Below are 23,079 nucleotides of genomic sequence, written 5' to 3'. Positions count from 1 at the left end.
GTTACTCCACGGTCACGCTCACCCGCTGCACTACGTTGTTGCCCAGCCCCTGGTAGTTCCAGTTCTGCTCCAAGGGCTGGGTTGCGCCGGTTTCATCCGTTGCGCGGCAGGAAAGCTCGTGCACGCCCGGGTCCGCCACCCACGGCATGGTCCACTTCCGCCACGCGTATCCGCCGGCGGGCTTCTCCAGGTGCGCGGGCTGCCAGGTGCCGTCGATGCCGACCTCCACGCCGGTGACCGCGCCCTTCCCGGACCAGGCCCTGCCCTGCAGGAGCACCGGCCCGGGCTTCAGGAGCCGCTTGCGGGTGAAGAAGTCCGGGATGCCCGGCGGAACCATCAGCGAACGCACCCTGATCCGCGAAACGGGAGTGCCGGCGTCGTCCGCTGAATCCTGGTAGCGGTACGCAACCTCCTGCTGGTAGCCCCGGAAGGGGGCCGTGACCACCTCAACGGATTCCAGCCACTTCACGCTGGCCATGCCGTACCAGCCGGGCACCACCAGCCGGAGCGGATATCCGTGCTGCGGCGGCAGTTCGCTGCCGTTCATTCTGTAGGCAAGGACGACGTCGGGACGCATCGCTTCATGGATGGGCAGGCTCCGCGCGTAGCGCTGGGGGACGCCGCCCTGGACACCCTGGTCCGATCCTGTGAACACCACCTCCACAGCGTGCGGCAGGACTCCCGCCTTGCCCAGGAGATAGGCGAGCGGAACCCCGGTCCAGTGCGCGGTGCCGACGCCCTCCATGATCCACGGCTGGCTAAGCGGCCGCGGATTCAGGAGGGAGCGCCCGTTCCCCGCGCATTCCAAGGTGACCGGCACCGTGATGGCCGGGTCCCTGCGCAGGGCCGCCATGCTCAGTTCCAGGGCCATCTCAACCGCGCCGCCGATCCGGAGGTGCCACGAGGAGGCATCGACGTCAGGGATATCGAAATGCGTCAGCACGTAGTGGAGCCCGGGCGGAGTGATGTCCCGGCGGAGCGCCTCCAGCGGCATGGAGTGGTTGCGCGCACCCAGCTGGAGCTCCTCCCGGGTGAGCGGGCCGGTGGTGGGCGCGGCCGCGGGCGGCGCCGGACGCCCCGCCGCTGTGGCCGGACCGGAAGACTGCTGGTTCGTGTAGGTCTGTTTCATGGCGCTGCGACTCTTTTGCCTGGGATTCTGCTCGGCGGGCTGGAAGCGCCCTTGCCTCAGGTCTACGCCCGCCCCGCCCGCCCGTCAACGGAGAGGCGCCGCCCGGGAGCGCAGGGGCTAGAGCTGCGGACGCGCCAGGAACCCGGCCAGGCTGATCGGGTCCTGCCCGGTGAGGCCATGGACATCGGGCGAAATCCCTGCCATCTCCCCGGCGGCAATGGCTGTATACGTGCTCACCCATGCGTCCACCTGCCAAGGCGGGGCGCCGTAGGACGCCCGGGATGCGTGCGCCTCCTCCACAGTCTCCGGATGGTAGGTGATGGTCCGCCCGGTTTGTTCGGTAATGATCCCGGCGGCCTGTGCCAACGTCAGTTCCTCCGGGCCGGTCAGGTTGTAGGTGGTCCCCTTGTGGATGGCGGGGTCGCGCAGCACGGCAACGGCGCAGCGGGCAACGTCCTCGCGGGCAACCCCGGAGAAGACCCCGTTGCCGGCCGGACCGCGGATCACGCCGTCCTCCCCGGCCAGCAGCGGCAGGAAATCAAGGTAGAGGTTGTCCCGCAGGAACGTGAACTCCAAACCGGACGCCCTGATGTGCTCCTCAGTGGCGTAATGGTCCCGGGCCAGCGTGAAGGCGGCATCCGGCGCCGCGCCATAAAAGGACGTGTACACCACATGCTCCACGCCGGCGGCGGCAGCCGCATCCACGAAGCCGCGATGCTGCTGCACCCGGTCCCCGGTTTCCGCAGCGGACACCATGAACAGGACTTTCACTCCCTCGAGGGCGCGCCGGGCGGCTGCCGAATCCTCATAGCTGCACACGTCAGCCGTGGCGGCGTCCAGTTCAGGGGCGCGGGCGGCATCGCGGACCAGCAGGCGCTGGGCGGAACCCAGCCCGGCAAGCTGCCGCGCCACCATTCCGCCCAACCCGCCGGTGGAACCCGTGACGGCTAAGTCCGGGAGTTCGGAAGCCACCGGCCGCCTATGCTTCCCGTTTGGCCGGGGACTTGGTCTGGGCGGGATCGCGCTCGGCCAGCGAACCGATGGCGTCATCGATCTTCTTCAGGACCTCCGGTTCAAGCTTCACGCCTGCAGCGCCCACGCTGTCCGCGATCTGCTCGGGGCGGGAGGCGCCCACGATGGCTGAGGCAACGTTCGGGTTCTGCAGCACCCAGGCCACCGCCAGCTGCGGCATGGACAGCCCGGCTTCCTCGGCAATGGGCTTGAGCTCCTGGACACCGGCCAGGACGTCGTCGCGCATCCAGCGCTCGATCATCTTGGCTCCGCCCTTCTCGTCCGTGGCGCGGCTGCCTTCGGGGGCGGGCCGGCCGGGAAGGTATTTGCCGCTGAGGACGCCCTGGGCCATGGGCGACCAGACTATCTGGGACACGCCCAGCTCCTCCGACGCCGGCACAACCTCCGCCTCGATGACCCGCCACAGCATGGAATACTGCGGCTGGTTGGAGATCAGCTGGAAGCCGAGTTCCCTGGACAGGGCGTGGCCTTCACGCAGCTGCTCCGCGGTCCACTCGCTGACGCCGATATACAGGGCCTTGCCCTGCCGGACGATGTCCGCGAACGCCTGCATGGTCTCTTCAAGCGGGGTTTCGAAGTCGTAGCGGTGGGCCTGGTAGAGGTCCACGTAGTCCGTCTGAAGCCGCCGGAGGGAGCCGTTGATGGACTCCATGATGTGCTTCCGGGACAGGCCAAGGTCATTCTTGCCCTTGGGGCCGGTGGGGCCGTAAACCTTGGTGAAGATCTCGAGGGATTCGCGGCGCTCGCCCTTCAGGGCTTCGCCCAGTACGGTTTCCGCAGCCGTATTGGCATAGACGTCGGCGGTGTCGAACGTGCTGATGCCGGCGTCAAGGGCGGCGCGCACACACTCCGAGGCGACGTCGTTTTCAACCTGCGAGCCGTGCGTGAGCCAGTTGCCGAACGTGATTTCCGAGACTTTGAATCCGCTGTTTCCGAGGTATCTGAATTCCATGGGTTTCACGCTAGCCCAGATGGTTGCTCAGGGTAAGGGCTGTCTACCCTTTGAAGCGGAGCCCGTTCCTGGACCCTTGCCTGTTTCCGCCGCCGCCTTGCTGATGTGCGCCGGACCGGACAGGGACAGCAGCGAGCCGGTGTCCAGCGGAGCCAGGGGGCGGGGGGCCTGCGGCTTCTTGAAGGACCGCGGCAGCTCGTGGGAAGGGCGGCTGTTATCAAGCGCGGACTCCACCAGCGGCGCCACTTCCGCCACCTTTTCAGCCGGCACTCTTGGATCAGGAAGATCGCGCACCGAGAGTTTTATTTGCGGCTTTGCTGCACGCGCCCTCGCCTTTGCGCGGGCGTCCGCATCCGCGACGGCGGCGGCCCAGTCCTCCGTCAGGACGGGCGGTTCGCGGCGGGCGGCAGCCAGCGCAGGGTGGTGTTCGACGGCGGTGCGCAGCGACGACTTTACGTGGGCGGGTTTCAGCGCGGTGCGCCAACCACGGGGCGCCTTCCCCGGCCGGCGGCGGAAGGCCCGTACGAGCAGTCCGGCGCGTGGCCGGCGCGCTGCGGATGCCGCGCCGGCACCGTCGTCGGCCGTGCCCGGCCGGCTACCGGCAGGCCCGGTCAAGCGCACCAGCGGGAGTGATTCGTTTCCGGTGCCCCTGCCGAACAGGGCCAACAGCAAAACGGCGGCGAGCCGGCCTAGTCCTGCCAGGACCAAGGTGATGACCCCCAGCAGGAAGAGGACCAGGAACATCAGGAAGGCGACTCCCACGGTGCCCAAAAAAGTCAGGTTGAGGATGAGCGTATCCGGATTTTCCACGTCATCTCTCCTCTCTGCCTGCAGCGGGGCCGGGGGCGGCACCACTCTGCCTGCGCGCCGGCTCCTTCTCCACCTTACGGATTTTTGCGGGGCCGTGCCGCCGGGTGCCCGGCTGCTTCCCTGGTTGTAGCAAAGCTGTTACCCATGTGACAGCATCGGTTGGATGACCGAGTCCAGGGACCACGAAAACTGCATGTGCCTGTCCGGAGAGCCGTACGGACAGTGTTGCGGGCGGTTCCACCGGGGCGCGGCGGAGGCCGCCACCGCGGAGCAGTTGATGCGCTCCCGGTACAGCGCGTTCGTGCTCCTTGACGGTGACTACCTCCGGCGCACCTGGCATCCCCGGACAGCGCCGGCGGAGCTGGTACTGGACCCGGGGATGGAGTGGCGGCGCCTGGATATCCTTTCCACGTCCCGGGGCGGGCCGCTGGATACCGAAGGGACCGTGGAGTTCAAGGCCTACTATCGGCACGGCGGCGAACGCGGGGTCCTGCATGAGAACAGCAGGTTCATCCGGGAACATCGGCGGTGGCTCTATCTGGACGGGAAGATGCTGGCCTGACTACTCGTCGTCGTAGTCGCTGTCCGGCGTGAAGCCGGCGCGGTCCACCTTCCGGTGGAAGTGCATGCCCGCGAGTCCGCCCAGTACTGCACCTACCAGGGCCACCAAGGCAACCACCACGGCGGCAATGATGCTGGTGGTGGTCAACTGGCCTTCATTGACGGGGATGCGCGGGAAGCTGTTCAGGTTGGCCAGGACGTTGAACTGCTGTCCGAACACGAGGCCAAGGATGGAAACGAGTACTGCCACGATCAGCGCCCAGATCCACACCATGACGCCCTGCTTGGCGCCGTTGAAGCGCGCCATTCGCCCTGCCACGTAGCCGCCGCAGTAGTAGGACAGGAACAGGATGACCAGCAGGACAATGATGCCCACCAGCCCCACCGTGCCCTGGTTCCGGGCAGCCTGGTTGACTGCCTCGTTGACATCCGTGTTGGTGGCCAGGCCAACAGCGGTTCCGGCCGCCGCCACAAGGGCTGTCAGCAGGACGGCCATGCCGGTGGCCGTGAGCCAGCCGAAGAACGCGGAGCCCACCTTGATGCCGCCGAACCGTTCCTTTTCCCGCGCGACGGCGGTCTGCCGGTCAGTGAGGTTCGGATCAACAGCCGGCGCGGAGGACGTGGGGACGTAGTCCCGCTCCGCATGGGCGCCGGCCGGTCCTGTGTGTTCCGCGGGCACGCGGTCGTACGCGGAGGTGGGGGCTGCATCGCTTGCCGGCACCTGTTGGTAGGCGCGCGTGGGTTCGCCGCCGGCGGTATCGCCGCGATGGCTTCGGTTCCGGTCAGCGTCCTCCCGGGCTCGCCTCGGGGGCAGGTTGTCTGGGTCTGTTGAGCTGCTCATGGATCAACTCAACCATCGGCCCGGAGGGATAGCAAGGATGCTTACTATTTTGTGACCTGCAGTTCTACCGGTATCTGCGGTGCAGGTTGTCCTTTTGGGAGGGGCCGGGAGAGGCGTCGGCAATCCACGGACCCGTTCCTTCAGACTGGTCCAGCACGCCTTCCTCCAGCCAGGTGTAATCTCCGGCGAGGACCTTCCGCGTGAGGGCATGGTCGCCGTCGTCCGTGTTACGCCACAGCTGGTCGAAGTACTCGTCCACGCGCACCCTGGCCTGCTCACAGTACGCCTCAGCGAGCTCGTAGGCGCTGGCGGCCTTTTCGGGAGCGGTGTGGAGCAGCATCTCCGCCCTGGCACAGCAGGCCGTCATGGCGAACAGCTCGGCGCCGATGTCCACCACCCTGCCCAGGAACGCCTGCTTCCTTTCGAGCCTGGCCTGCCAGCGGCCCATGGCGTAGAACGTCTGCCGTGCAAGGCGCCGGGACGAGCGCTCCACGAACCGCAGCTGCTTGGCCAGCCGGCCGAAGTCGCTGTACGAACGCGGGTCCATGCCGGCTCCGGCCACCAGCTTGGGGAGCCACTTGGCGTAGAAGCCGGAAGCGCCGACGGCGGCCTTCGCCTTATCGGACAGGCTTGCGTCCAGGGATGCCAGCTCGCCCGCGGCGGCCAGGTGGGCGTCCACCGCTTCCCGGGCGATCAGCAGCCGCATGATCTCCGAGGAACCCTCGAAAATCCGGTTGATCCTCAGGTCCCTCAGCTGCTGCTCGGCCGGGACGGCGCGCTCGCCGCGCGCAGCCAGGGAATCGGCGGTCTCAAAGCCACGGCCGCCGCGGATCTGCACCAGTTCGTCGGCAATCCGGCAGCTGATTTCAGTGGCCCAGAGCTTGGCCAGGGCGGCTTCAATCCGCACGTCCTTTTGGCCGGCGTCCGCAAGTTCGGCCGAGAGTTCGAACACCGCATCCAGGGCGAAGGCGGAGGCCGCGATGAAGGCGATCTTCTTGCCCACGGCCTCGTGCTCGCCCACCGGCCTGCCCCATTGGGTGCGGGCGTTGGACCATTCCCGGGCAATCTTCAGGCTCCACCGGCCGGAGGCGACGCATAGCGCCGGCAGCGCGAGGCGCCCGGTATTGAGCGTGGTCAGCGCGATCTTCAGGCCCTGGCCTTCGCGCCCCAGCCGGTTGGCAGCCGGCACGCGGACCTGGTGGAACCGGGTGACGCCGTTCTCAATCCCGCGCAGGCCCATGAACGCATTCCGGTTCTCCACGGTGATGCCCGGCGAGTCCATCTCCACCACGAACGCGCTGATGCCGCCCTTGTGCACGGTGCCGTCCGCGTCCGTGTGGGCAGGGACCACGGCCATCACCACCACCAGTTCCGCAACCACCCCGTTGGTGGTCCACAGCTTGACGCCGTCCAGGAGGTACGCCTCGCCGTCGTCCGTTGGCGTCGCCGTGCTGCCCAGCCGGGCGGGATCGCTGCCCACATCCGGTTCCGTCAGCAGGAAGGCGGTGATGGCCCCGGCGGCGCAGCGGGGCAGGTACTCGCGCTTTTGCCCAGGGGTTCCGAAAACCTTGACCGGTTCCGGCACTCCGATGGACTGGTGGGCCGAGAGGAGGGCGCCGAGGCTTGGATGGACGCTGCCCAGGAGCGCCAGGGCACGGCCGTAGTAAACCAGGGAGAGCCCCAGGCCGCCGTATTCCTCCGGGATCTTCATCCCGAAAACACCGAGGTCCGCCAGGCCCCGGGTGTACTCGTCCGGGATCTTGGCCTCGCGCTCGATCACCCGGCCGTCCATGGTGCGGGCGAACCCGGTCAGGCGCTCCATGAATGCTTCGCCCCGCTCCACGGAGGCAGGATCGGGGGTGGGCCAAGGGTGGACCAGCCCGAGGTCGAAGCTGCCCAGGTAGAGTCCCTTCGCGAAGCTTGGGCGCTCCCAGCCGGTTTCCCGGGCGGCCTCTGCCACGGCGCGGGCGTCCTGGGCTGTGGCGCCGGCACCTAGTTTTCCGGCGGGAACGGGGGTCTCCCCGGGGTGCGCGTCCGTTGCCGTTGCGGTGGAAACGGGGAGGCCGGTGGCGGGGCTTGTTGCGGAGGTGCTGTCAGTGGCGGAGCTCATGGGTTATCTCCTTGGCCGGAATGGCCGGGTGTAGCCATGGATCCGCCGGGTTGGAGAACCCTTCAGCTGTCCCTCAAGATTACCCGCGGGTAGGTTCCGGTGCTAGGGGAGTGCTGGGCCTGGAAATCCCCGGAAACATCCACCGTCGCCGCGTGGTGCACCAGCCTGTCCCAGCCTGCGTTGATGCCGTGGACCACGGCCAGGAGGATGGTGGAAACCACGGTCCAGCCCAGCTTTCCGATCCCCAGCAGCACCAGGGCAACCAGTCCTGCTGCCAGGACGAATGCTGCCAGGACCACCGCGAACACCAGGGTGCCCGCGAAGACCAAGGTGGCGGTTTCAACTGAACTGAGATCGAAGTGCATTGAGTCCCCCTGCTGCGACGTTGCTTTGGTTGAGATCAGTAGCAGAAGCGTAGGGTGGGACCTCTCCGGCCAGCCATAGCCGCCGGGCCGGAAGTAGCTGTTGGTATGGGATCGAAACACTACGGCCGGGTAGGTCACGAAGCGGTCGCGGCGCCTGCGTTAACCTTGTAGTTGGCAGTTTTCGATCCAAGCCGCCGCCCCGCCCCCGCAAACAGCCCAAGGAGAGTGTGTGCCCCGCTCCGCCAGGTCATCCGCTGACGCCATCAGCGCCCGGCTCCGGGACCTCGAACTCCTGACCAAAGGACCTGCCTGGGCCTTGACGCGCTCGGCGCCCTGGGTGATCGCGGTGCTGCAGGCATCCTTCACCCGCACCCGCCCCCAGCTTCCGCTCGAGGAGTTCCACGCCGACGTCGACTCCTTCCTTGAGGAGCTGCGCAGGCAGGATCCCGGGCTGGGCGGCGGCGCCAACGGAAAGTCCTTTGGCGACGAGTGGACGCGCCGGCAGTTCCTGACGCGGCGGAACCAGTCCGGCCAGATCGTTTACGAGGTAACGGAACCGGCCGCCCGTGTGCTCGCCTTCCTGGACAGCCTCTCCAGCGAACGCTCCACCCTCAACGGGTCGCGCCTCGGCACGCTGCTGGGCGACGTCGAGAAGCTCGCCAACGAAACCAACCCGGACCAGAGCGCCCGCCTCGAGTCGCTGGAAGAGGAGATTGAAGAACGCCAGCAGCTGATCCAGGACATCAGCTCCGGCGAGTTCGACGGCCTGCTGGACGACGACCAGGCGGTGGAAGCCGCGGGCAACATCCTGGACCTCGCCGCGAGCCTGCCGGCCGACTACAAAAAGATGCGTGACCGGATCGAGGAACTGGTGGGCGGGCTGCGCAACCAGATCATCGAGGAGTCGCTCACCAAGGGCGCCACCATGGCCCAGGTCCTGGAAGCGGACAAGCGCCTCCGCCAGAGCCCCGAGGGCAGGACCTTCCGTTCCTTCACCGCGTTCCTCGAGGACCCGCAGCAGCAGCTGAGGTTCCGGTCCGCGATCGGCGAGGTCCTCAGCCGGCAATTCGCCGACGACCTCTCGCCCGAGGACCGGGAAACGCTGAAGAACCTGGTGGCCGAGCTTCGCCAGCAGCACAGCCAGATCCAGCGGATCTACGGCAAGCTGAGCGAAAGCCTCAACACGTACGTGCAAAGCGACGACTTCCGACAGTCGGTCCGGCTCCGCCAGGTCCTCCGGGAAGCCGAGCAGGCCATCCGGTCCCTTCCGTACGAACGGGAACGCCCGGGCCTGGTCCGCGGTCCTGTCCTCTTCAACGCCGGGTTCGAGTCGCTGTCCATGGTCAAGCTCTTCGACCCTGACGAGTTCGCCGCTCCGCCCAAACTTGCGGACCCCATCGCCTTCAGCGATGCCGACCGCGTGCGCTCGCCGAGGACCGGCAAGGCCAAGCCCGAGGTGGTGCGCGCGGCCATCGCTGGCGCCGCCACGCTTTCCGAAGCCTGGCAGCAGCTGCCCCCGGAAGAGCAGCACATCAACACCATCCGGGCGCTCCTCTCCCACGCCCTCCACGCCGGAGCGGGCTTCGACAAGGAAGCCCTCGACGCCCTGGACTTCGAACAGATAGACGGAACCTCACGCAGGGCCTACCTGCCGCTGGTCACGCTTCCAAAGGATTCACGATGACTGAAGAAATGACCACGACGGCGGCCCCGGAGGCAGAGCGCGGCGAAGGGGCGGCGTCCGGTGCGGAGCGGCCTTTCGCCGTCACCCCGCGCGATACGTTCGTCGACGGTGCGGCCCTCTTCCCGGGTGATACTGGCGTTCTCCCCATGAAGGTGCGGCAGGCACTGGTGAAGCTCCTCAAGGGTCCGTATATCGACGGCGGCCGGGACGAGAAGCTCTGGACCGTCCTCCTGGACAATCAGGTGATCCTGCGCAGCCGGTTGTCGGAGCTGTTCCTCACCATGGAACTGGACCACGAACGGAAGATCGCCGTCCTGCGGCCGGTGGACCCGGACGCGATCGGGGGCAGCGCCCGCTCCAGCATCCTCCGGCAGCAGCGTGCGCTCAGCCGGGTGGAGACCATTGTGCTTCTCCGCCTGCGCCTGCTGCTGGACCGGCATGTCACCGCGCAGACGGACCCCACCATCACGCGCGAGGAGATCGCCGACCTCGTGGCGCACTACCAGCCCGCGGGCCAGCAGGACGCGCTCCGGGATTCGGACGTGGTGAACAGGGCCATCACCAAGCTCCTCGCCCGCCAGCTACTCCTGCCCACGGGCCTGGAGGACGTCTACACCATCTCCAACGCCCTGCCCCTGGCCCTCCCCTTCGAGAACATCGGCGACATCCCGGCCCAAATAGAAGCCTTGGTGGCGGCGACCACAGATCCCGCGGGCACCGAGGCATTAATAGAGCTGGACTCGGATCCGGCGGCTGACCCCGCCGGGACCGGGGACGCAACCGAAGTGGAGGATGCCCGGTGAGCATCGCGAGCATGCTGCCGATGGGCGAGCTGACGAACCCCGGCCAGATGCGCCTTGCCCTGGTGCAGGTGGTCAACTGGGGCACGTTCCACGGGGCGCACACGATGCACGTGGACCGGAACGGCACGCTGCTGACCGGCAACTCAGGTGTAGGCAAGTCGACGCTGTTTGATGCCATGCTGCGGGTTTTCGACGCCCGGCCGAGGTCCAACGAGGCCGCCGCCCAGCGGTCCGGCGGTGCCGTGGAGGACAAGCGGACCACGTTTACGTACATGCGCGGCAAGGTGGGCGACAAGGCCGTCGGCGAGGGCTCGGCGAGTGCCTTCCAGCGGCCCGGTGCCACCTGGTCCGCCGTCGCCCTGACGTTCGACAACGCCGCCGGCACGCGGGTTACCGTGTCTGCGCTGTTCGACCTGCCCAAGAACGGCACGGAGTCCAGCGTGGGACGGTTCTACCTGGTCGACCACCAGCCGCTGGACCTGGAGGCGCTGGAGGGCATCGCGGACAAACGGTTCACCAAGGCTGCCCTGGAGGCGATCTTCCCGGACGCCCAGGTTTTCGATGTCCACAAGGCGTTTGCGGAACGGTTCCGCCGGCTGCTCGGCATCAACTCGGACCAGGCCCTTCCGCTCCTGCGCGTGATCCAGGCCGGCAAGGGCCTGGGCGGCAGCGTCAACACGTTCTTCCGCGACCAGGTCCTGGACGCCCCGGCCACGCTCGCGGCAGCGGACGACGTCGTGGAGGAATTCAGCAACCTGATGTCCATCCGGCAGCGGCTGGAGGACGTCCGGCAGCAGCGGGACCAGCTCGCCCCGGTTCCCGGGCTCAACAAGGAGTATGCACAGGCGCTGCTGGACGCGAACCGGCTGCGGGACCTGGCAGGCGAAGAATTCGAGGCCTACAAGCAGCAGCTGGCCGTCACGGTCCACGAAAAAACGCTGCTCCGCTTCAAGGAGCTGGCCCAGGCGAAGGCCAAGGAGCTCGGCGCCGAACGAACGGTCCGGGACGGGCTGGCCAAGGAGCTGCGCCAGCTGGAGGCGGACTACAACAACCAGGGCGGCAACGCGATTTCCGCCATTGAGCAGTCGCTGGAGAACGCGCGCGTGGGCCTGAAGCTCCGCGAGCAGGTGGAGGAGGCGGCGCGCCAGGCATTGGCCGACGCCGGCCTGCAGCTGGAGTGGACCTCCGGCGGCTGGGAACAGGCGCATGAGCAGGCGGCCGCTAGGTCGGCAGAGCTCAAGGACGATTCCCAGGCCCTGCAGGAGCTGCGCTTCGAAGCGTTCGACGCGCACGCCACGAAGAAGCGGGAGCTGGCCGCAGCCGAGCAGGAGCTCGTCTCGCTGAAGACGCGCAAGTCGCTGCTGCCGCCGTCGAGCATTGAAAACCGCGCAGCGATCGCTGCCGCCACCGGCATACCCGAGGACCGGATGCCGTTCGCCGGCGAGCTGATGGACCTTGCCGAGGGGGAGGAAAAATGGCGCCCCGCCGCCGAGCGCGCGCTCCGCAACCTCGCCACCACGCTCCTGGTGCCCGGTGCCCACTTCGCTGCCGTGACCCGCTACCTCAACGACCACAACGTGCGCGGGGCATTGCGCGCAGTTGACGTGTCCAAGCCGCTCTCCGGCGGTGCGCTGGCGCTGGAGGACGTCCACGACGGCGACCTGCTCACCAAGCTGGACATCCTCACCACGGGCGTCGCGGCCGAGGCAGGTTCCTGGATTCGTGAGCGGATCGCGCTGGATTTCGCCTATCCCTGCGTAGAGGATCCGGACGAGCTCGCCGGGCTGGACCGTGGCCTCAGCCTGGGCGGCGTGGTGAAGCGCAACCGCCACACGGTGGAAAAGGACGACCGCTTCACCAGCCGGCAGGACTACGTCCTCGGGTTCGACAATGCCGCCAAGCTGGAACTCGTGGCCGGCCAGGTGGAGGACCTGCGGCAGGAGGTTGCCAAGGCGGCTGAGCTGGCGCAAAGCCGGGAAGACTCGCACCAGGGCATGAGCCGGCAGCTGGAGGCCCTGCGCCGGATCGCGGAGGACCACCGTTCGTGGGAACAGGTTTCGGCGGAGGTTGCTGCCGAGGAGCTTGCCCGGATCGAACAGCGCCTCAAGGATGCGCTGGCCGCCCAGGCGGACCTCGAGCCCCTCCGCGCGGCCATCGAAGAAGTGCGGCAGAAGCACCAGTCCAGCACCGAGGCCGCCGCCGTCCTGCAAAGCGAATACAAGTCGCTGGACCGGCAGCTGACCGCGGCGGATTCACTGCTGGAAGCCGCACGCAACCGCCTGGCCCAGGCGCCGCCGTCGGACGCTACCGTCAGCGCGCTGGAACCGTACTTTGCCGGCTTCGGCGACGTTACTGAGATGCACGAGCTGGACAACCTGGCCAACCGGGTGCGGACCGGACTGCTGGGGGAACTGCACGCAGCGGAGTCGCGCGGGCAGGCGACGGCCGAGCGGCTCACGAGGATTTTCGAGGGGTTCGTCCGGGAGTGGGGGAGCGCCATCTCCGCGGACCATGGCACCTCCATTGGCGCCGCGGGTGAGTTCGAGACCCGCTACCACGCGATCGTGAGCGACGGGCTGCCCGCCCAGGAGGCGGAATTCCGGCAGTTCTTCAACCAGCGCACGCACGAATCCTTCAGCACCCTCCTGCACCTGCTGGACGAGGAACGCCGCTCCATCAGCAGCCGCATCCTTCCGCTGAACGGCATCCTCTCGCAGGTCAACTTCCACGAGGGCAGCTTCCTGGAGCTGGACATCAAGCAGACGCTGCCGCCCACTGCCAAACAGTTCAAGGACGCCATCCAGAGCGCGCTCCGGGCGCGCCACACCCGGCCCGCCCGCGCGGACGCCTCCAAGGCGGAGGGCCAGGGCCAGGAGAGGGACGACGACGCCGAGCTCACCGCCCGCTACAAGTCCCTGGAAACCCTGGTGAAGCGGCTGGGCTCACACGCGCCCGAGGACAGGCGCTGGCGGGCCGAGGTGCTGGACGTGCGCGGCCACCTGTTCATCCAGTGCAAGGAACACCGCGAGGTTGCAGGGCCGGCGTCGGGCAAAAAGGGCGGCGCCAAAAAGTCCGAGGTCTTCATGCACGCGGACACCGGATCCATGTCCGGCGGTGAACGGCAGCGTTTCACGGCCTTCATCATGGCCGCGGCCCTGAGCTACCAGCTGGGCATCGCCGAGCAGGGTTTCACCACCTACGGCACCGTGATGATGGACGAGGCATTCGTGCTGGCGTCCGAGGAGTTTGCGGGCGCCGGGATCAAGGCGCTGCACGAGTTCGGGTTCCAGCTGCTGCTGGCTGCGCCGGAGAACGTCATCGACCTCTCCCGGCACCTCGGTTCCGTCACCGAAATCCTCCGCGACAAGCGCACCAACCGCTCCGGCGTGCTCACGGCGCCTGTCATCAAACCGCGGCCGGGCGAAGAAGGCGCCTGGCGCTCCGAAGCGAACCCGGTGGACATCGTCCTGCGCTGACGGCACGCTCTCTCACTTAATGTGCCTTTTCCCCAAACCCTCCATCACCCGGTGATAGAGGGTTTGGGTTCTTCCTGCATTAAGTGAGAGAGCGTCGGCGGGGGTGTGTGCTTCGTCACGAAGGGGAATAAGTTACAGAAACCTTGCGTAATGGCGAAAAGGGTAGGTTAGCCTTACTTAAGTTCGCTTCATTCACTTAAGGAGTTCTGTGACTTCCCCCCTCTTCTCCGGGCCCGGCACCACCCGCCGCACGCTGTTCAAGTCAGCCGGCAAGGCCACCGCTGTCCTGGCCGCAGCGGCACTTACCCTCTCCGCCTGCTCAACAGGCCCCGCGTCCTCCACCCCGGACGCCGGGGCATCCAGCTCCAGCAGTGCGCAGTTCCCCGTCACCATCGAGCACGTGTACGGCAAGACCACCATCGAGAAGCAGCCCACCCGGGTAGCCACCGTTTCCTGGGTCAATGACGATGTAGCCATTGCCCTGGGCGTTGTCCCGGTGGGCGTTCCCAAGAACGAATGGGGCGGCAACGAGCAGGGCTCCACGCCCTGGAAGGACGCAGCCCTGGAGGAGCTTGGCGCCGGCTTCGGCTCGGACAAGGCCCCGGTCCAGTACTCCGAGGCGGACGGCATCAACTTCACCGAGATCGCCAAGCTCACCCCGGACGTCATCCTGGCCGCCTACTCCGGCCTCACCGAGGAGGACTACAAGAAACTGAGCGAGATCGCCCCGGTTGTGGCCCATCCGGAACTCGCATACGGAACTTCCTGGCAGGACTCCACCTCCATCATCGGCAAGGCACTTGGCAAGGACGCCGAGGCAACCAAGCTGATTTCCGACACCGAGGCCGCCATCAAGGACAAGGTTGCCGAGTACCCGCAGCTGGCCGGCAAGAGCTTCATCTACGGCAACCTCGAGCCGGCCAAGGGCGACGGCGTCAACGTCTACACCGCCATGGACAACCGCCCGCGCTTCCTCAGCGGGATCGGCATGAAGCTGGCCCCGATCGTTGAGGAGAAGTCCAAGGGTTCCAAGGAGTTCTTCCTCCCCTGGTCGGCTGAAAAGGCCAATGAGCTCGAATCGGACATCTTCGTGACCTGGGTGCCGGATGCAGCCACCGCTGACTCCATCAAGTCAGATCCCCTGCTGAGCCAGATCCCGGCCATCAAGAACGGCGCCCTGGTTGCTGATTCGGACAACACACTGACGCTGTCCATCTCCGCTTCCTCCCCGCTGAGCCTGCCGTGGTCGCTGGATACGTTCCTGCCCCAGCTGGCCACCGCAGCGGATGCTGTGAAGTAAGCACCGCTCAGGTAGGAACAGATAAATGACGGACAGTACGACGACGGCGGCCCGCCAGGAGCCGGTGCCCGGCACCTTCGTGCCGGGCACGGGGCCTGCAGTACATGCCCCCGGCCGCACGTTTGGAGGGCCGCGCGCCGCCTGGCTGCTGGCCGCCGTCGTTGTACTGGCGCTGCTGGCCGGGGCCTCCCTGGCCATTGGCGCGCGGGGCCTTCCCCTCGCCACCGTGTGGCAGGCGCTCACCTCGTTTGATCCCGCCAACGGCGACCACGCCGTGGTCCACGCCCGCATTCCCCGCACCGTCCTTGGCCTGCTGGCCGGCGGTGCGCTGGGCCTTGCGGGCGCAGCCATGCAGGGCGTGGCCCGCAACCCGCTCGCGGACCCGGGCATTTTGGGTGTTAACGCCGGCGCGGCTCTGGCCGTGGTCACCGGCATCTATGTTTTCGGCGTCGGATCCCTCTCCGGCTACATCTGGTTCGCCTTCGTCGGGGCAGCAGCCGCCGCCGTCGTGGTGTACCTCATTGCTTCCCTGGGCCGGGACGGCGCCACCCCGGTGAAGCTCGCCCTGGCAGGCGCGGCATTGAATGCCGGCCTGTACTCGCTGATGAACGTCATCCTGGTCTCCAGCCAGGACACTTTGGACCGGTTCCGCTTCTGGCAGGTGGGCGGCATCGCCGGGCGCGACTGGTCCGCGGTGCTCTCCGGACTTCCATTCCTTGCCGCGGGGGCGCTCATTGTGCTGCTGACCGGCCGCATCCTCAACAGCCTGGCCCTCGGCGACGACATTGCCCGCGGCCTCGGCCAGCGCGTGGGACCGGCAAGGGCCGTCACGGCCCTCGGCATCGTGCTGCTGTGCGGCTCCGCCACTGCCCTTGCCGGACCCGTCGCCTTCGTGGGCCTGGTCATCCCGCATGCGGTCCGCTTCCTCACCGGCCCCGACTACCGCTGGATCCTGCCGTTCTCCCTGGTCCTTGCGCCGGCGCTGCTGCTGGGGGCCGACATCATCGGCCGCGTGGTCCTCCTGCCCGGCGAAGTCCCGGCCGGCATCATGACCGCCCTCGTCGGCGCGCCCGTCTTCGTCTGGCTGATTCGCCGCGGCAAGGGGGCCGGACTGTGAGCATCACCAAAACCCCCGTCGACCTGTCAGATACGGCTCCGACAACCGGCCTTAAGGGACCAGGACTGACAGGGCAACGCCGGGGACGGCTGCGGGTGAACCGGACCGCCGTCCTCGCCGCCGCCGTCGTAATCCTGTTCGCAGTGTCCGTGCTGCTGGGCAGCTACACCGTGACCATCCCGGACTTCTTCAAAATCCTCATCGGGCACCTGACAGGCGGGGAAAAGGTCCCCGGCGCCAGCTTCATCGTGATGGAGAACAAGCTGCCGCGGGCGGTCCTCGGCACCATGGTGGGCCTGGCGTTCGGCCTGGCCGGTGCCCTGTTCCAGACCATGCTGCGCAACCCGCTGGCCAGCCCGGACGTCATCGGCATCAGCTACGGCGCCAGCGCCGCCGCGGTGGCCGCCATCGTCATTTTCGGTGCGTCCGGTGCCGTGGTTTCCGGGGCAGCGCTTGCCGGCGCGCTCGGCGTCGCGGCGCTGATCTACGCCATCTCCAGCGGCACCATGGGCGGAACCGGCCGCGGTGATGCCGCCGGAAACCGGCTCATCCTGGCGGGTGTGGGCATCGCCGCCGCGCTGCATGCCGTGGTGAGCTTCCTGATGACCCGCGCAGACATCCGCACCGCAGCGGATGCCCTCGTCTGGCTCAACGGCTCCCTGAACTCCGCCAGCTGGGACCGGGCCGGGGTGCTGGCCCTTGCCCTCGCCGTCCTTATTCCCGCCGTTGCAGCCATCGCCGGGCCGCTGCGCATCCTGGAGCTCGGCCCCGATGCCGCCGCCGGCCTGGGCATCCGCGTGGGTGCCACCCGCCTCGCGCTGGTCACCATCGCTGTCTCGCTCGCGGCAGTGGCGACGGCGGCTGCGGGGCCCGTCTCGTTCGTCGCCTTCCTGGCCGGGCCCATCGCCCGGCGCTTCACCGGCAAGGCCAGCCTCCCGGCGTCGGCCCTGGTGGGCGCCCTCATTGTCCTCGCGGCGGACTACCTCGCCGCCAACCTTGCACCCCTGCTGCTGGACGGCACCGTCCTGCCGGTGGGCGTCATCACCGGTGCGCTCGGTGCCCCGTTCCTGCTGTGGCTCCTGGTCACGGCCAACCGAAAGGAAGCCTGACGTGGCAGTTCTCAACGCCAAGGACCTGACGCTGAAATATGACCAGCGCTGCGTGGTGGACGGGCTCAACGCCGAAATCCCGGAAGGCAAGGTGACCATGATCGTGGGTGCCAACGCCTGCGGGAAGTCCACCCTCCTCCGAGGCCTGTCCCGGCTCCTCAAACCTGCGGCCGGCACCGTCGCCCTGGACGGCAAAGACATCCACTCGCTGCCCGCCCGTCAACTGGCCCGCACCCTGGGCCTCCTCCCGCAGCACCCCACAGCCCCGGACGGCATCACCGTGAGGGACCTGGTGGGCCGCGGACGCTATCCGCACCAGGGCTTCTTCCGGAGCTGGAGCCCGCAGGATGAGGCTGCGGTGCAGCGCGCACTGGAAGCCACCGAGACGCTGGCCCTCGCCGGGCGGAACGTGGACGAACTCTCCGGCGGACAGCGGCAGCGGGTATGGATCGCCATGGCTTTAGCGCAGGAAACCGACGTGCTGCTCCTGGACGAGCCCACCACCTACCTGGACCTCGCGCACCAGGTGGAGGTCCTGGACCTCGTGACGGACCTGAACCGGCAGCGGGGCACCACCGTGGCCATCGTCCTGCATGACCTGAACCTGGCCGCCCGGTACGCGGACACCGTTATCGCCATGAAGGGCGGGGCCGTGGTGGCCGTCGGTTCCCCCGCCGAGGTGGTCACGGAGGGCCTGGTCCGCAATGTCTTTGGCCTCGAGTCCCGCGTTATCCCCGATCCCCTTTCCGGAACACCCCTGGTCATTCCCATCGGCCGCCACCACGTCCCCGCCAACGAACTGGAGCTCGTTTCATGAAAACCCGGGAAACTGCCGCTGCAAAGACGATGAACACCGAGCCCATGACCCTGGCGTTCGAAGTCACCGTGACATCGGTCCAGGAATTGAGCCCCAACTTCCGCAGGATCACGTTCGGCGGGTACTCGCTGCGGGATTTCGGCGTCCACGGCGACACCCTGGACCTCCGGATCAAGCTCATGATCCCGTCCCTCGCGGCGGACGGCAGCCCGCTGCCCCTCCCGGTGTTCGAAATGAGCTCCTCCGGCTGGTACCGCGAATGGCTCGCCATGGATCCTGCCGTCCGGGGCTCGATGCGGACCTACACGGTCCGGCAGTCGCGCCTCGACGCTGTGTATCCGGAAATCGACGTCGACTTCGTGATGCACTTTGACCACTGTGGCAACGGCGGGCCGGCCGCCAACTGGGCCCTCAACGCGAAGCCGGGCGACGCCATCACCATCATCGGGCCCAACAACAGGGCCGCGCACTGCGTCACCGCCGAGACCTACTCAGGCATCGAATGGCGCCCCGGACTGGCGCAGCGCATCCTGCTGGCCGGCGACGAAACAGCCGTCCCGGCCATCTCCGCCATCCTGGAAAGCCTGCCGGAATACATGACCGGGCACGCCTTCCTGGAAGTTCCCGAAGCCGGCGACTTCCTCGAACTGACCTCGCCGGCCGACATCGAAATCACCTGGCTGGCCCGGGGCGCCTCGATCGGCCGCTCCCGCCCGCACGGCGAGCTGCTCCAGCAGGCAGTGCGTTCGGCGGTTCCTGAGCCCGGCTGGGTTGGCATCAAAGCGTCCGACGGCGGCGCCGGCCCGGAGCCCGAAGACGTCAACGTGGATGTGGACATCCTCTGGGAGACCCCCGCGCGGATGGAGACTTCGGACATCCAGGCGAGCAAGAACCCCGACAGACCGGCCGGCGCCATGCCCTTCTACGCCTGGATCGCCGGGGAAGCCGCAGTCATCAAGGACATGCGCCGCTACCTGGTCCGGGACGTCGGAATCGACCGGAAACAGGTCGCGTTCATGGGCTACTGGCGCCAGGGCAAGGCCGAGCTGTAGCCTCAGCCGGAAAAGGGCTTCCTTACTTGTAGACGCGGACCCAATCGACCTGCATCTGCGATGGCTTGGTGGCGGAGCCGTCCGGGAACCAATCCAGCTGCACTGTCTGCTTCATTACGGTAGAGGGCTGGTGCGCCGGGTTCGTGTCCGTGAAGGTCTTCACTCCGTCGACGTATCCGCTGATGCCGTCCGGGGTCCACTCCACCGCGTAGTTGTGCCACTGCGTGCCATCGACAGGCGTCGCCGCTGTGGTCTGGAAATCCGCTCCACCACAGGCGTAGTGCAGGAAGAACCTCATGACGGAGGTGACTGAGCTGCCCTCGGCATAATCGATCTCGGCGCAGTTCGGGGCACTGTTGTTGTTGAGGATCAGGACCGGGTGGTATTTCGGGTCCCGCGCATTGGTTTTCATGCGCGTTTCCCAACGGCCATACCTTTGCTCCGCGAACTTTGCCGACATGCCTCCAGTGGTGCCGGCTGCGTCTCCGCTAACGGTGGCTACGCCGTTGGCAACGGACCAGGCCTGGGGGCTGCGCAGGCCTTTGCCTGCATGCCCTGCACTGTTATAGACACTCCATTTCGTCCGGTCCGGTGCTCCGGTGTAGGAGAATTCGTCGCCCGTCAGGACCGGGCCCCAACCGAAGGCGGTAGCTGCCTGCGCACCGTCACCCGTCGTCGCGAGAGCCTGGCTGACCGGCTGGGCGGCCGCAGCCGCAGGCGCGGGTGCCGCGGCAGGCGCCGGCGCAGAAGTGACCGGTGTCGCCTCGGTTGCCTCCTCCGCAGCTGGAGTCTGGCTGCTCGAAGCCGTGGCCGCCGGAGATGCTGTGGCCGTGTCAGTGGGGCCTGGAGTGGCAGGCGCGGACGCGCCGTCGGCCGAGGATGGGTCAGCCGCCCCGTTGGTCGTAGGGGCCGGGCCGCATCCTGTCAGGGACAAAGCACCCATGGTCATAACGATGGCTATTTTCTTGAACAAGATACCTCCGGGCTTAGGGCAGGAAGAAACGACTGATGCACTTGAGACGTTGACGAGTGCGGAAAGCATCTTTGGGCCCCCTTTGGCGGGGCCAGAGCTAGCAGGCGCCGAAGGGGCGCAGCGGGGTCCAGTGATCGGGCGCCCGGGGCCCTGCATTGGGGCCAGCCGCCCACGTTACCTGATCGTGACCATCGGTCGCAAAAATGCGACAAGGACCAAGTAGCTGCTGATCGGGCCGATCTGGCCCGGCTCGCGGACCCTGCCGGCAGCTGTCGCCCTTCTGCACATCCTGTTGCTGTCCGTTTACCTTGGCGTCTCTTTGGGCGGTTACTTTCGTCGGATGGGTGCTAATCCTTTGCTTCCGGAGCTGGAGGGCCGGCGGGTATTCGTTGCTTTGGGCGATTCGTTTACCGAGGGCGTCGGGGACCGGGATGAGCGGCTGCCCAACGGGGTCCGGGGCTGGGCAGACCGGGTTGCGGAGAAACTGGCCAAGGCCCAGCCGGGTTGGCGGTACGCGAACCTGGCCATCCGGAGCAAACGCCTCCGGCAGATCATCAACGAGCAGCTGGAACCGGCACTGGCAATGAAGCCCGCCCTGGTAACGCTGTACGCGGGCGGCAATGACATCCTGGACCTGAAGACGGACATGGTGGCCCTCATGGCCGACTATGAAAACTTCGTGGCACAGCTGGCGGAGACCGGAGCTACCTTGGTGCTCTTTACCGGTTTCGACGTCAAGGTCTCAGCGCTGTTGGAACCGCTGAAGAAGCGCAACACCTTCTACAACCAGCGGGTTCGGGCGATTGCGGCACAATATGGCGCAGTCCTGGTGGATTACTGGTCCCTCGATGCCTTCCATGACCGGAGGATGTGGGACTCGGACCGGCTCCACATGTCCAAGGCCGGGCACAAATACCTGGCAGGGCAGGTGCTGGACCGGCTGGGCGTGCCCCACAAGATCACGCCCAAGGACTGGGAACCGCCCTTACGGCCCAGCCTGCGGGAGTGGGAGCGGCAGCAGCGGCGCTGGATCCACGACTGGGTACTGCCGCTCTTCGGCCGCAAACTTCGCGGCGTCACCCTGGGGGACGAGCTCACCCCGCGGTGGCCGGAACCGGTGAAGGTGCCGCGGAAAGGCGGGCTGAAGAAGCTGGCGGCGAAGTCCTACTTCAGTGAAGCCAACTAGCGTCCCCGGCCTGAGCCTTAGGCCTCAGCTGTCCGGCAGATTTAGCTGTCCAGGAGGATTTCGTAGCCCGGCGCCACCCTTGCGGCGTGGAACTCCATGACTTCGAAGTCCGCAACGCCGTTCGTGTAGAACGGGTCCTGCTTCAGGCAGGCATCGAGGGTGGCGCGGTCCGCCTGGGAGAGCAGCAGGCCGCCCGTCCGCGGCACCTTGCGGCCTGCGGCAATAAAGACTCCGTCATCAAAGGCCTTCTGCAGCCAGGAAATGTGGCCCTCATTGTGGAAGTCCACGATGTCCTGCGGAACCCGGTAACTCAGGGAGACAACATACATGGCCCCAGCCTACCGGCCGCCACAGGACCTACTTGAAGGATCAACCAGGCCGCTCTCGTAGAATGAGGGAATGACCGAACCGCGCTGGCTCAACGCCGACGAACGCCGAGCCTGGCTGGCCCTGGTGAGCATCAATACCCTCCTGCCTGCGGCCTTGGACACCAAGCTCCACACAGCGGGAAAGCTTTCGCTTTTCGACTACACCGTCCTGGCCATGCTCTCCGAGGCGGAAGGCAGGTTCTTGCCCATGAGCGAACTCGCTGCCCGCAGCAGCGCGTCGTTGTCCCGGCTCTCGCACGTGGTGACCAAGCTGCAGAAGCGCGGCTGGGTGGAGCGGCGGCCGCATCCCCATGATGCCCGGGTCACCACCGCCCACCTCACCGACGAGGGGATGGCAACCATCGTGGGCCTTGCACCCGGCCATGTGGAGGACGTCCGTGACCTGTTCCTTGATGCCCTCACCGAGCAGGACGTCCTTGACCTGGCCCGGATCGGCGAAAAGGTAGTGGGCCGGCTGGACGCGGACCACTGGATCCTGAGGGAAAACTAGGGTCCCGCGCCCGCGGTTGGTTGCTTCCAACAACTGATGGCAAACTATCCGAATGGATTTCACAACCCGGTTCGTTGCCCTTGGCGACTCCTTCACGGAGGGTGTGGGCGACGACGATTCCACCCGCCCCAACGGTGTCCGCGGCTGGGCGGACCGCGTGGCCGAACAGCTGGGAGCCGCTGACCCCGCCTTCGGCTATGCCAACCTCGCCATCCGCGGGAGGAAGCTCCGCCACATCCTGGCTGAGCAGGTGGACGCCGCCGTCGAACTTAAACCCACGCTGGTGAGCATCTACGCGGGGGCCAACGACATCCTGCGCCCCAGGATCGACATCGATGACCTTTTGGTGGAGTACGACGACGCCATCGCCAAGCTGCGTGCCACCGGTGCCGCCGTGGTGATGTTCACGGGATTCGACGCGCGTGGCTCGAAGGTGTTCAGCACCATGCGTGGGCGCACGGCCATCTACAACGAACTGGTCCGCGGCATCGCCGGCGACCACGGCGCGCTGCTGGTGGACTACTGGCGCTTCAGCGAGTACTACGACTGGGGCATGTGGGCGCAGGACCGGATGCACATGTCCGCTGCCGGGCACGCCAACATGGCCAAGCGGGTGCTGGACGTCCTGGAGCACGACCACTCCATCGACATCCCGCCCATGACGCCCGTCCCCGAACTCAGCGGGCTGGACGCCGTCCGGGCCAACGCCCGGTGGTTCCGCGAGTATGCCGGGCCGTGGGTGGTCCGCCGGGTCACCGGGAAGTCGTCCGGGGACGGCCTTGGGCCGAGGTACCCACAGCTCACGCACCTCTGATATGTAGGTTTGGTTGTCAATAGCGCGTAGGTGAGCGGCTCCTGGATTGTGGTTCCGGGGGCCGCTCAT

At 67.2% G+C, this 23,079-nt stretch carries 21 protein-coding genes; 12 read left to right on the top strand and 9 right to left on the bottom strand.

Annotation, left to right across the window (positions count from 1 at the left end):
• Position 1: 1 nt before the first annotated feature.
• The 4 genes from PV768_RS20175 to PV768_RS20160 all read right to left on the bottom strand — a co-directional run bounded on the left by PV768_RS20175 (position 2) and on the right by PV768_RS20160 (position 3,923).
• Positions 2-1,129, bottom strand: coding sequence for a sulfite oxidase (locus PV768_RS20175; protein ID WP_421094011.1), 1,128 nt, complete (start codon positions 1,127-1,129; stop codon positions 2-4).
• A 117-nt stretch (positions 1,130-1,246) separates the two neighbouring features.
• A complete protein-coding gene (locus PV768_RS20170; RefSeq protein WP_421094010.1) occupies positions 1,247-2,101 on the bottom strand; it encodes an SDR family oxidoreductase in 855 nt (284 codons plus the stop codon).
• Between the two features lie 7 nt (positions 2,102-2,108).
• On the bottom strand, positions 2,109-3,113 hold the full coding sequence (locus tag PV768_RS20165) for an aldo/keto reductase family protein (protein WP_421094009.1): 1,005 nt from the start codon (positions 3,111-3,113) through the stop codon (positions 2,109-2,111).
• 27 nt (positions 3,114-3,140) lie between these two features.
• Entirely contained in the window at positions 3,141-3,923 is a 783-nt protein-coding gene (locus PV768_RS20160) for a hypothetical protein (RefSeq protein ID WP_421094008.1), read from the bottom strand.
• A gap of 163 nt (positions 3,924-4,086) precedes the next feature.
• Between PV768_RS20160 and PV768_RS20155 the strand changes: the two genes are divergently transcribed.
• Positions 4,087-4,485, top strand: a complete 399-nt coding sequence (locus PV768_RS20155) for a YchJ family protein (protein ID WP_421094007.1) — start codon at positions 4,087-4,089, stop codon at positions 4,483-4,485.
• Here the strand turns inward: PV768_RS20155 and PV768_RS20150 are convergent, their stop codons facing one another.
• The 3 genes from PV768_RS20150 to PV768_RS20140 form a co-directional block, all read right to left on the bottom strand.
• Positions 4,486-5,325 carry a YrzE family protein gene (locus tag PV768_RS20150; RefSeq protein ID WP_421094006.1) on the bottom strand — a complete coding sequence of 280 codons (840 nt, stop codon included), beginning with the start codon at positions 5,323-5,325 and terminating at the stop codon, positions 4,486-4,488.
• 64 nt (positions 5,326-5,389) lie between these two features.
• Positions 5,390-7,435, bottom strand: a complete 2,046-nt coding sequence (locus PV768_RS20145; protein WP_421094005.1) for an acyl-CoA dehydrogenase family protein — start codon at positions 7,433-7,435, stop codon at positions 5,390-5,392.
• 62 nt (positions 7,436-7,497) lie between these two features.
• A complete protein-coding gene (locus PV768_RS20140; RefSeq protein WP_323058232.1) occupies positions 7,498-7,800 on the bottom strand; it encodes a hypothetical protein in 303 nt (100 codons plus the stop codon).
• 229 nt (positions 7,801-8,029) lie between these two features.
• Here PV768_RS20140 and PV768_RS20135 point away from each other — a divergent pair, with 229 nt between their 5' ends.
• The 8 genes from PV768_RS20135 (at position 8,030) to PV768_RS20100 (ending at position 19,158) form a co-directional block, all read left to right on the top strand.
• On the top strand, positions 8,030-9,484 hold the full coding sequence (locus PV768_RS20135; protein ID WP_323058231.1) for a DUF3375 family protein: 1,455 nt from the start codon (positions 8,030-8,032) through the stop codon (positions 9,482-9,484).
• The gene (locus PV768_RS20130; RefSeq protein WP_157240400.1) at positions 9,481-10,287 is read left to right on the top strand and encodes a DUF4194 domain-containing protein; all 807 of its coding nucleotides are present in this window, start codon (positions 9,481-9,483) and stop codon (positions 10,285-10,287) included. Before PV768_RS20135 ends, PV768_RS20130 begins: the two co-directional genes overlap by 4 nt.
• Positions 10,284-13,763, top strand: coding sequence for an ATP-binding protein (locus PV768_RS20125; RefSeq protein ID WP_421094004.1), 3,480 nt, complete (start codon positions 10,284-10,286; stop codon positions 13,761-13,763). The genes PV768_RS20130 and PV768_RS20125 overlap by 4 nt, the downstream gene beginning before the upstream one ends.
• A gap of 208 nt (positions 13,764-13,971) precedes the next feature.
• The gene (locus PV768_RS20120; RefSeq protein ID WP_323058228.1) at positions 13,972-15,063 is read left to right on the top strand and encodes an iron-siderophore ABC transporter substrate-binding protein; all 1,092 of its coding nucleotides are present in this window, start codon (positions 13,972-13,974) and stop codon (positions 15,061-15,063) included.
• A gap of 25 nt (positions 15,064-15,088) precedes the next feature.
• Positions 15,089-16,180, top strand: coding sequence for a FecCD family ABC transporter permease (locus PV768_RS20115; RefSeq protein ID WP_421094003.1), 1,092 nt, complete (start codon positions 15,089-15,091; stop codon positions 16,178-16,180).
• Positions 16,181-16,245: 65 nt separating this feature from the next.
• Complete coding sequence (locus tag PV768_RS20110; RefSeq protein WP_416235572.1) at positions 16,246-17,289, top strand: FecCD family ABC transporter permease; 1,044 nt, start codon at positions 16,246-16,248, stop codon at positions 17,287-17,289.
• Position 17,290: 1 nt separating this feature from the next.
• The gene (locus PV768_RS20105; RefSeq protein WP_421094002.1) at positions 17,291-18,106 is read left to right on the top strand and encodes an ABC transporter ATP-binding protein; all 816 of its coding nucleotides are present in this window, start codon (positions 17,291-17,293) and stop codon (positions 18,104-18,106) included.
• A complete protein-coding gene (locus PV768_RS20100; RefSeq protein ID WP_323058225.1) occupies positions 18,103-19,158 on the top strand; it encodes a siderophore-interacting protein in 1,056 nt (351 codons plus the stop codon). Before PV768_RS20105 ends, PV768_RS20100 begins: the two co-directional genes overlap by 4 nt.
• Before the next feature lie 22 nt (positions 19,159-19,180).
• Here PV768_RS20100 and PV768_RS20095 read toward each other — a convergent pair whose 3' ends face one another.
• Positions 19,181-20,131, bottom strand: a complete 951-nt coding sequence (locus PV768_RS20095) for a glycoside hydrolase family 16 protein (protein WP_421094001.1) — start codon at positions 20,129-20,131, stop codon at positions 19,181-19,183.
• A 340-nt stretch (positions 20,132-20,471) separates the two neighbouring features.
• Between PV768_RS20095 and PV768_RS20090 the strand changes: the two genes are divergently transcribed.
• Positions 20,472-21,317, top strand: a complete 846-nt coding sequence (locus PV768_RS20090) for an SGNH/GDSL hydrolase family protein (protein WP_421094000.1) — start codon at positions 20,472-20,474, stop codon at positions 21,315-21,317.
• Positions 21,318-21,358: 41 nt separating this feature from the next.
• Here PV768_RS20090 and PV768_RS20085 read toward each other — a convergent pair whose 3' ends face one another.
• Positions 21,359-21,646 carry a YciI family protein gene (locus PV768_RS20085; RefSeq protein WP_157240408.1) on the bottom strand — a complete coding sequence of 96 codons (288 nt, stop codon included), beginning with the start codon at positions 21,644-21,646 and terminating at the stop codon, positions 21,359-21,361.
• Positions 21,647-21,716: 70 nt separating this feature from the next.
• On the opposite strand from PV768_RS20085, the gene PV768_RS20080 reads away from it, so the two are divergent.
• Together PV768_RS20080 and PV768_RS20075 are read left to right on the top strand one after the other, a co-directional pair.
• Entirely contained in the window at positions 21,717-22,196 is a 480-nt protein-coding gene (locus PV768_RS20080; protein ID WP_104999378.1) for a MarR family winged helix-turn-helix transcriptional regulator, read from the top strand.
• A 52-nt stretch (positions 22,197-22,248) separates the two neighbouring features.
• Positions 22,249-23,010 (top strand): SGNH/GDSL hydrolase family protein, encoded by a 762-nt coding sequence (locus tag PV768_RS20075; RefSeq protein ID WP_421093999.1) that lies wholly within the window; start codon positions 22,249-22,251, stop codon positions 23,008-23,010.
• The last annotated feature ends 69 nt before the right edge of the window (positions 23,011-23,079 follow it).

The sequence above is a fragment of the Pseudarthrobacter sp. CC4 genome (assembly GCF_048957775.1).
Lineage (GTDB): Bacteria > Actinomycetota > Actinomycetes > Actinomycetales > Micrococcaceae > Arthrobacter.
Note: the sequence above shows the minus strand (reverse complement) of the source record. Positions and strands in the feature narration are given on the sequence as shown.

Excerpts from the sequence above, each read along its gene's own strand:
- PV768_RS20165 (WP_421094009.1), bottom strand. The coding sequence starts at position 3,113 with ATGGAATTCAGATACCTCGGAAACAGCGGATTCAAAGTCTCGGAAATC.
- PV768_RS20075 (WP_421093999.1), top strand. The coding sequence starts at position 22,249 with ATGGATTTCACAACCCGGTTCGTTGCCCTTGGCGACTCCTTCACGGAG.
- PV768_RS20100 (WP_323058225.1), top strand. The coding sequence starts at position 18,103 with ATGAAAACCCGGGAAACTGCCGCTGCAAAGACGATGAACACCGAGCCC.
- PV768_RS20090 (WP_421094000.1), top strand. The coding sequence starts at position 20,472 with ATGGGTGCTAATCCTTTGCTTCCGGAGCTGGAGGGCCGGCGGGTATTC.
- PV768_RS20150 (WP_421094006.1), bottom strand. The coding sequence starts at position 5,325 with ATGAGCAGCTCAACAGACCCAGACAACCTGCCCCCGAGGCGAGCCCGG.
- PV768_RS20155 (WP_421094007.1), top strand. The coding sequence starts at position 4,087 with ATGACCGAGTCCAGGGACCACGAAAACTGCATGTGCCTGTCCGGAGAG.
- PV768_RS20115 (WP_421094003.1), top strand. The coding sequence starts at position 15,089 with ATGACGGACAGTACGACGACGGCGGCCCGCCAGGAGCCGGTGCCCGGC.
- PV768_RS20080 (WP_104999378.1), top strand. The coding sequence starts at position 21,717 with ATGACCGAACCGCGCTGGCTCAACGCCGACGAACGCCGAGCCTGGCTG.
- PV768_RS20085 (WP_157240408.1), bottom strand. The coding sequence starts at position 21,646 with ATGTATGTTGTCTCCCTGAGTTACCGGGTTCCGCAGGACATCGTGGAC.
- PV768_RS20130 (WP_157240400.1), top strand. The coding sequence starts at position 9,481 with ATGACTGAAGAAATGACCACGACGGCGGCCCCGGAGGCAGAGCGCGGC.
- PV768_RS20175 (WP_421094011.1), bottom strand. The coding sequence starts at position 1,129 with ATGAAACAGACCTACACGAACCAGCAGTCTTCCGGTCCGGCCACAGCG.
- PV768_RS20140 (WP_323058232.1), bottom strand. The coding sequence starts at position 7,800 with ATGCACTTCGATCTCAGTTCAGTTGAAACCGCCACCTTGGTCTTCGCG.
- PV768_RS20145 (WP_421094005.1), bottom strand. The coding sequence starts at position 7,435 with ATGAGCTCCGCCACTGACAGCACCTCCGCAACAAGCCCCGCCACCGGC.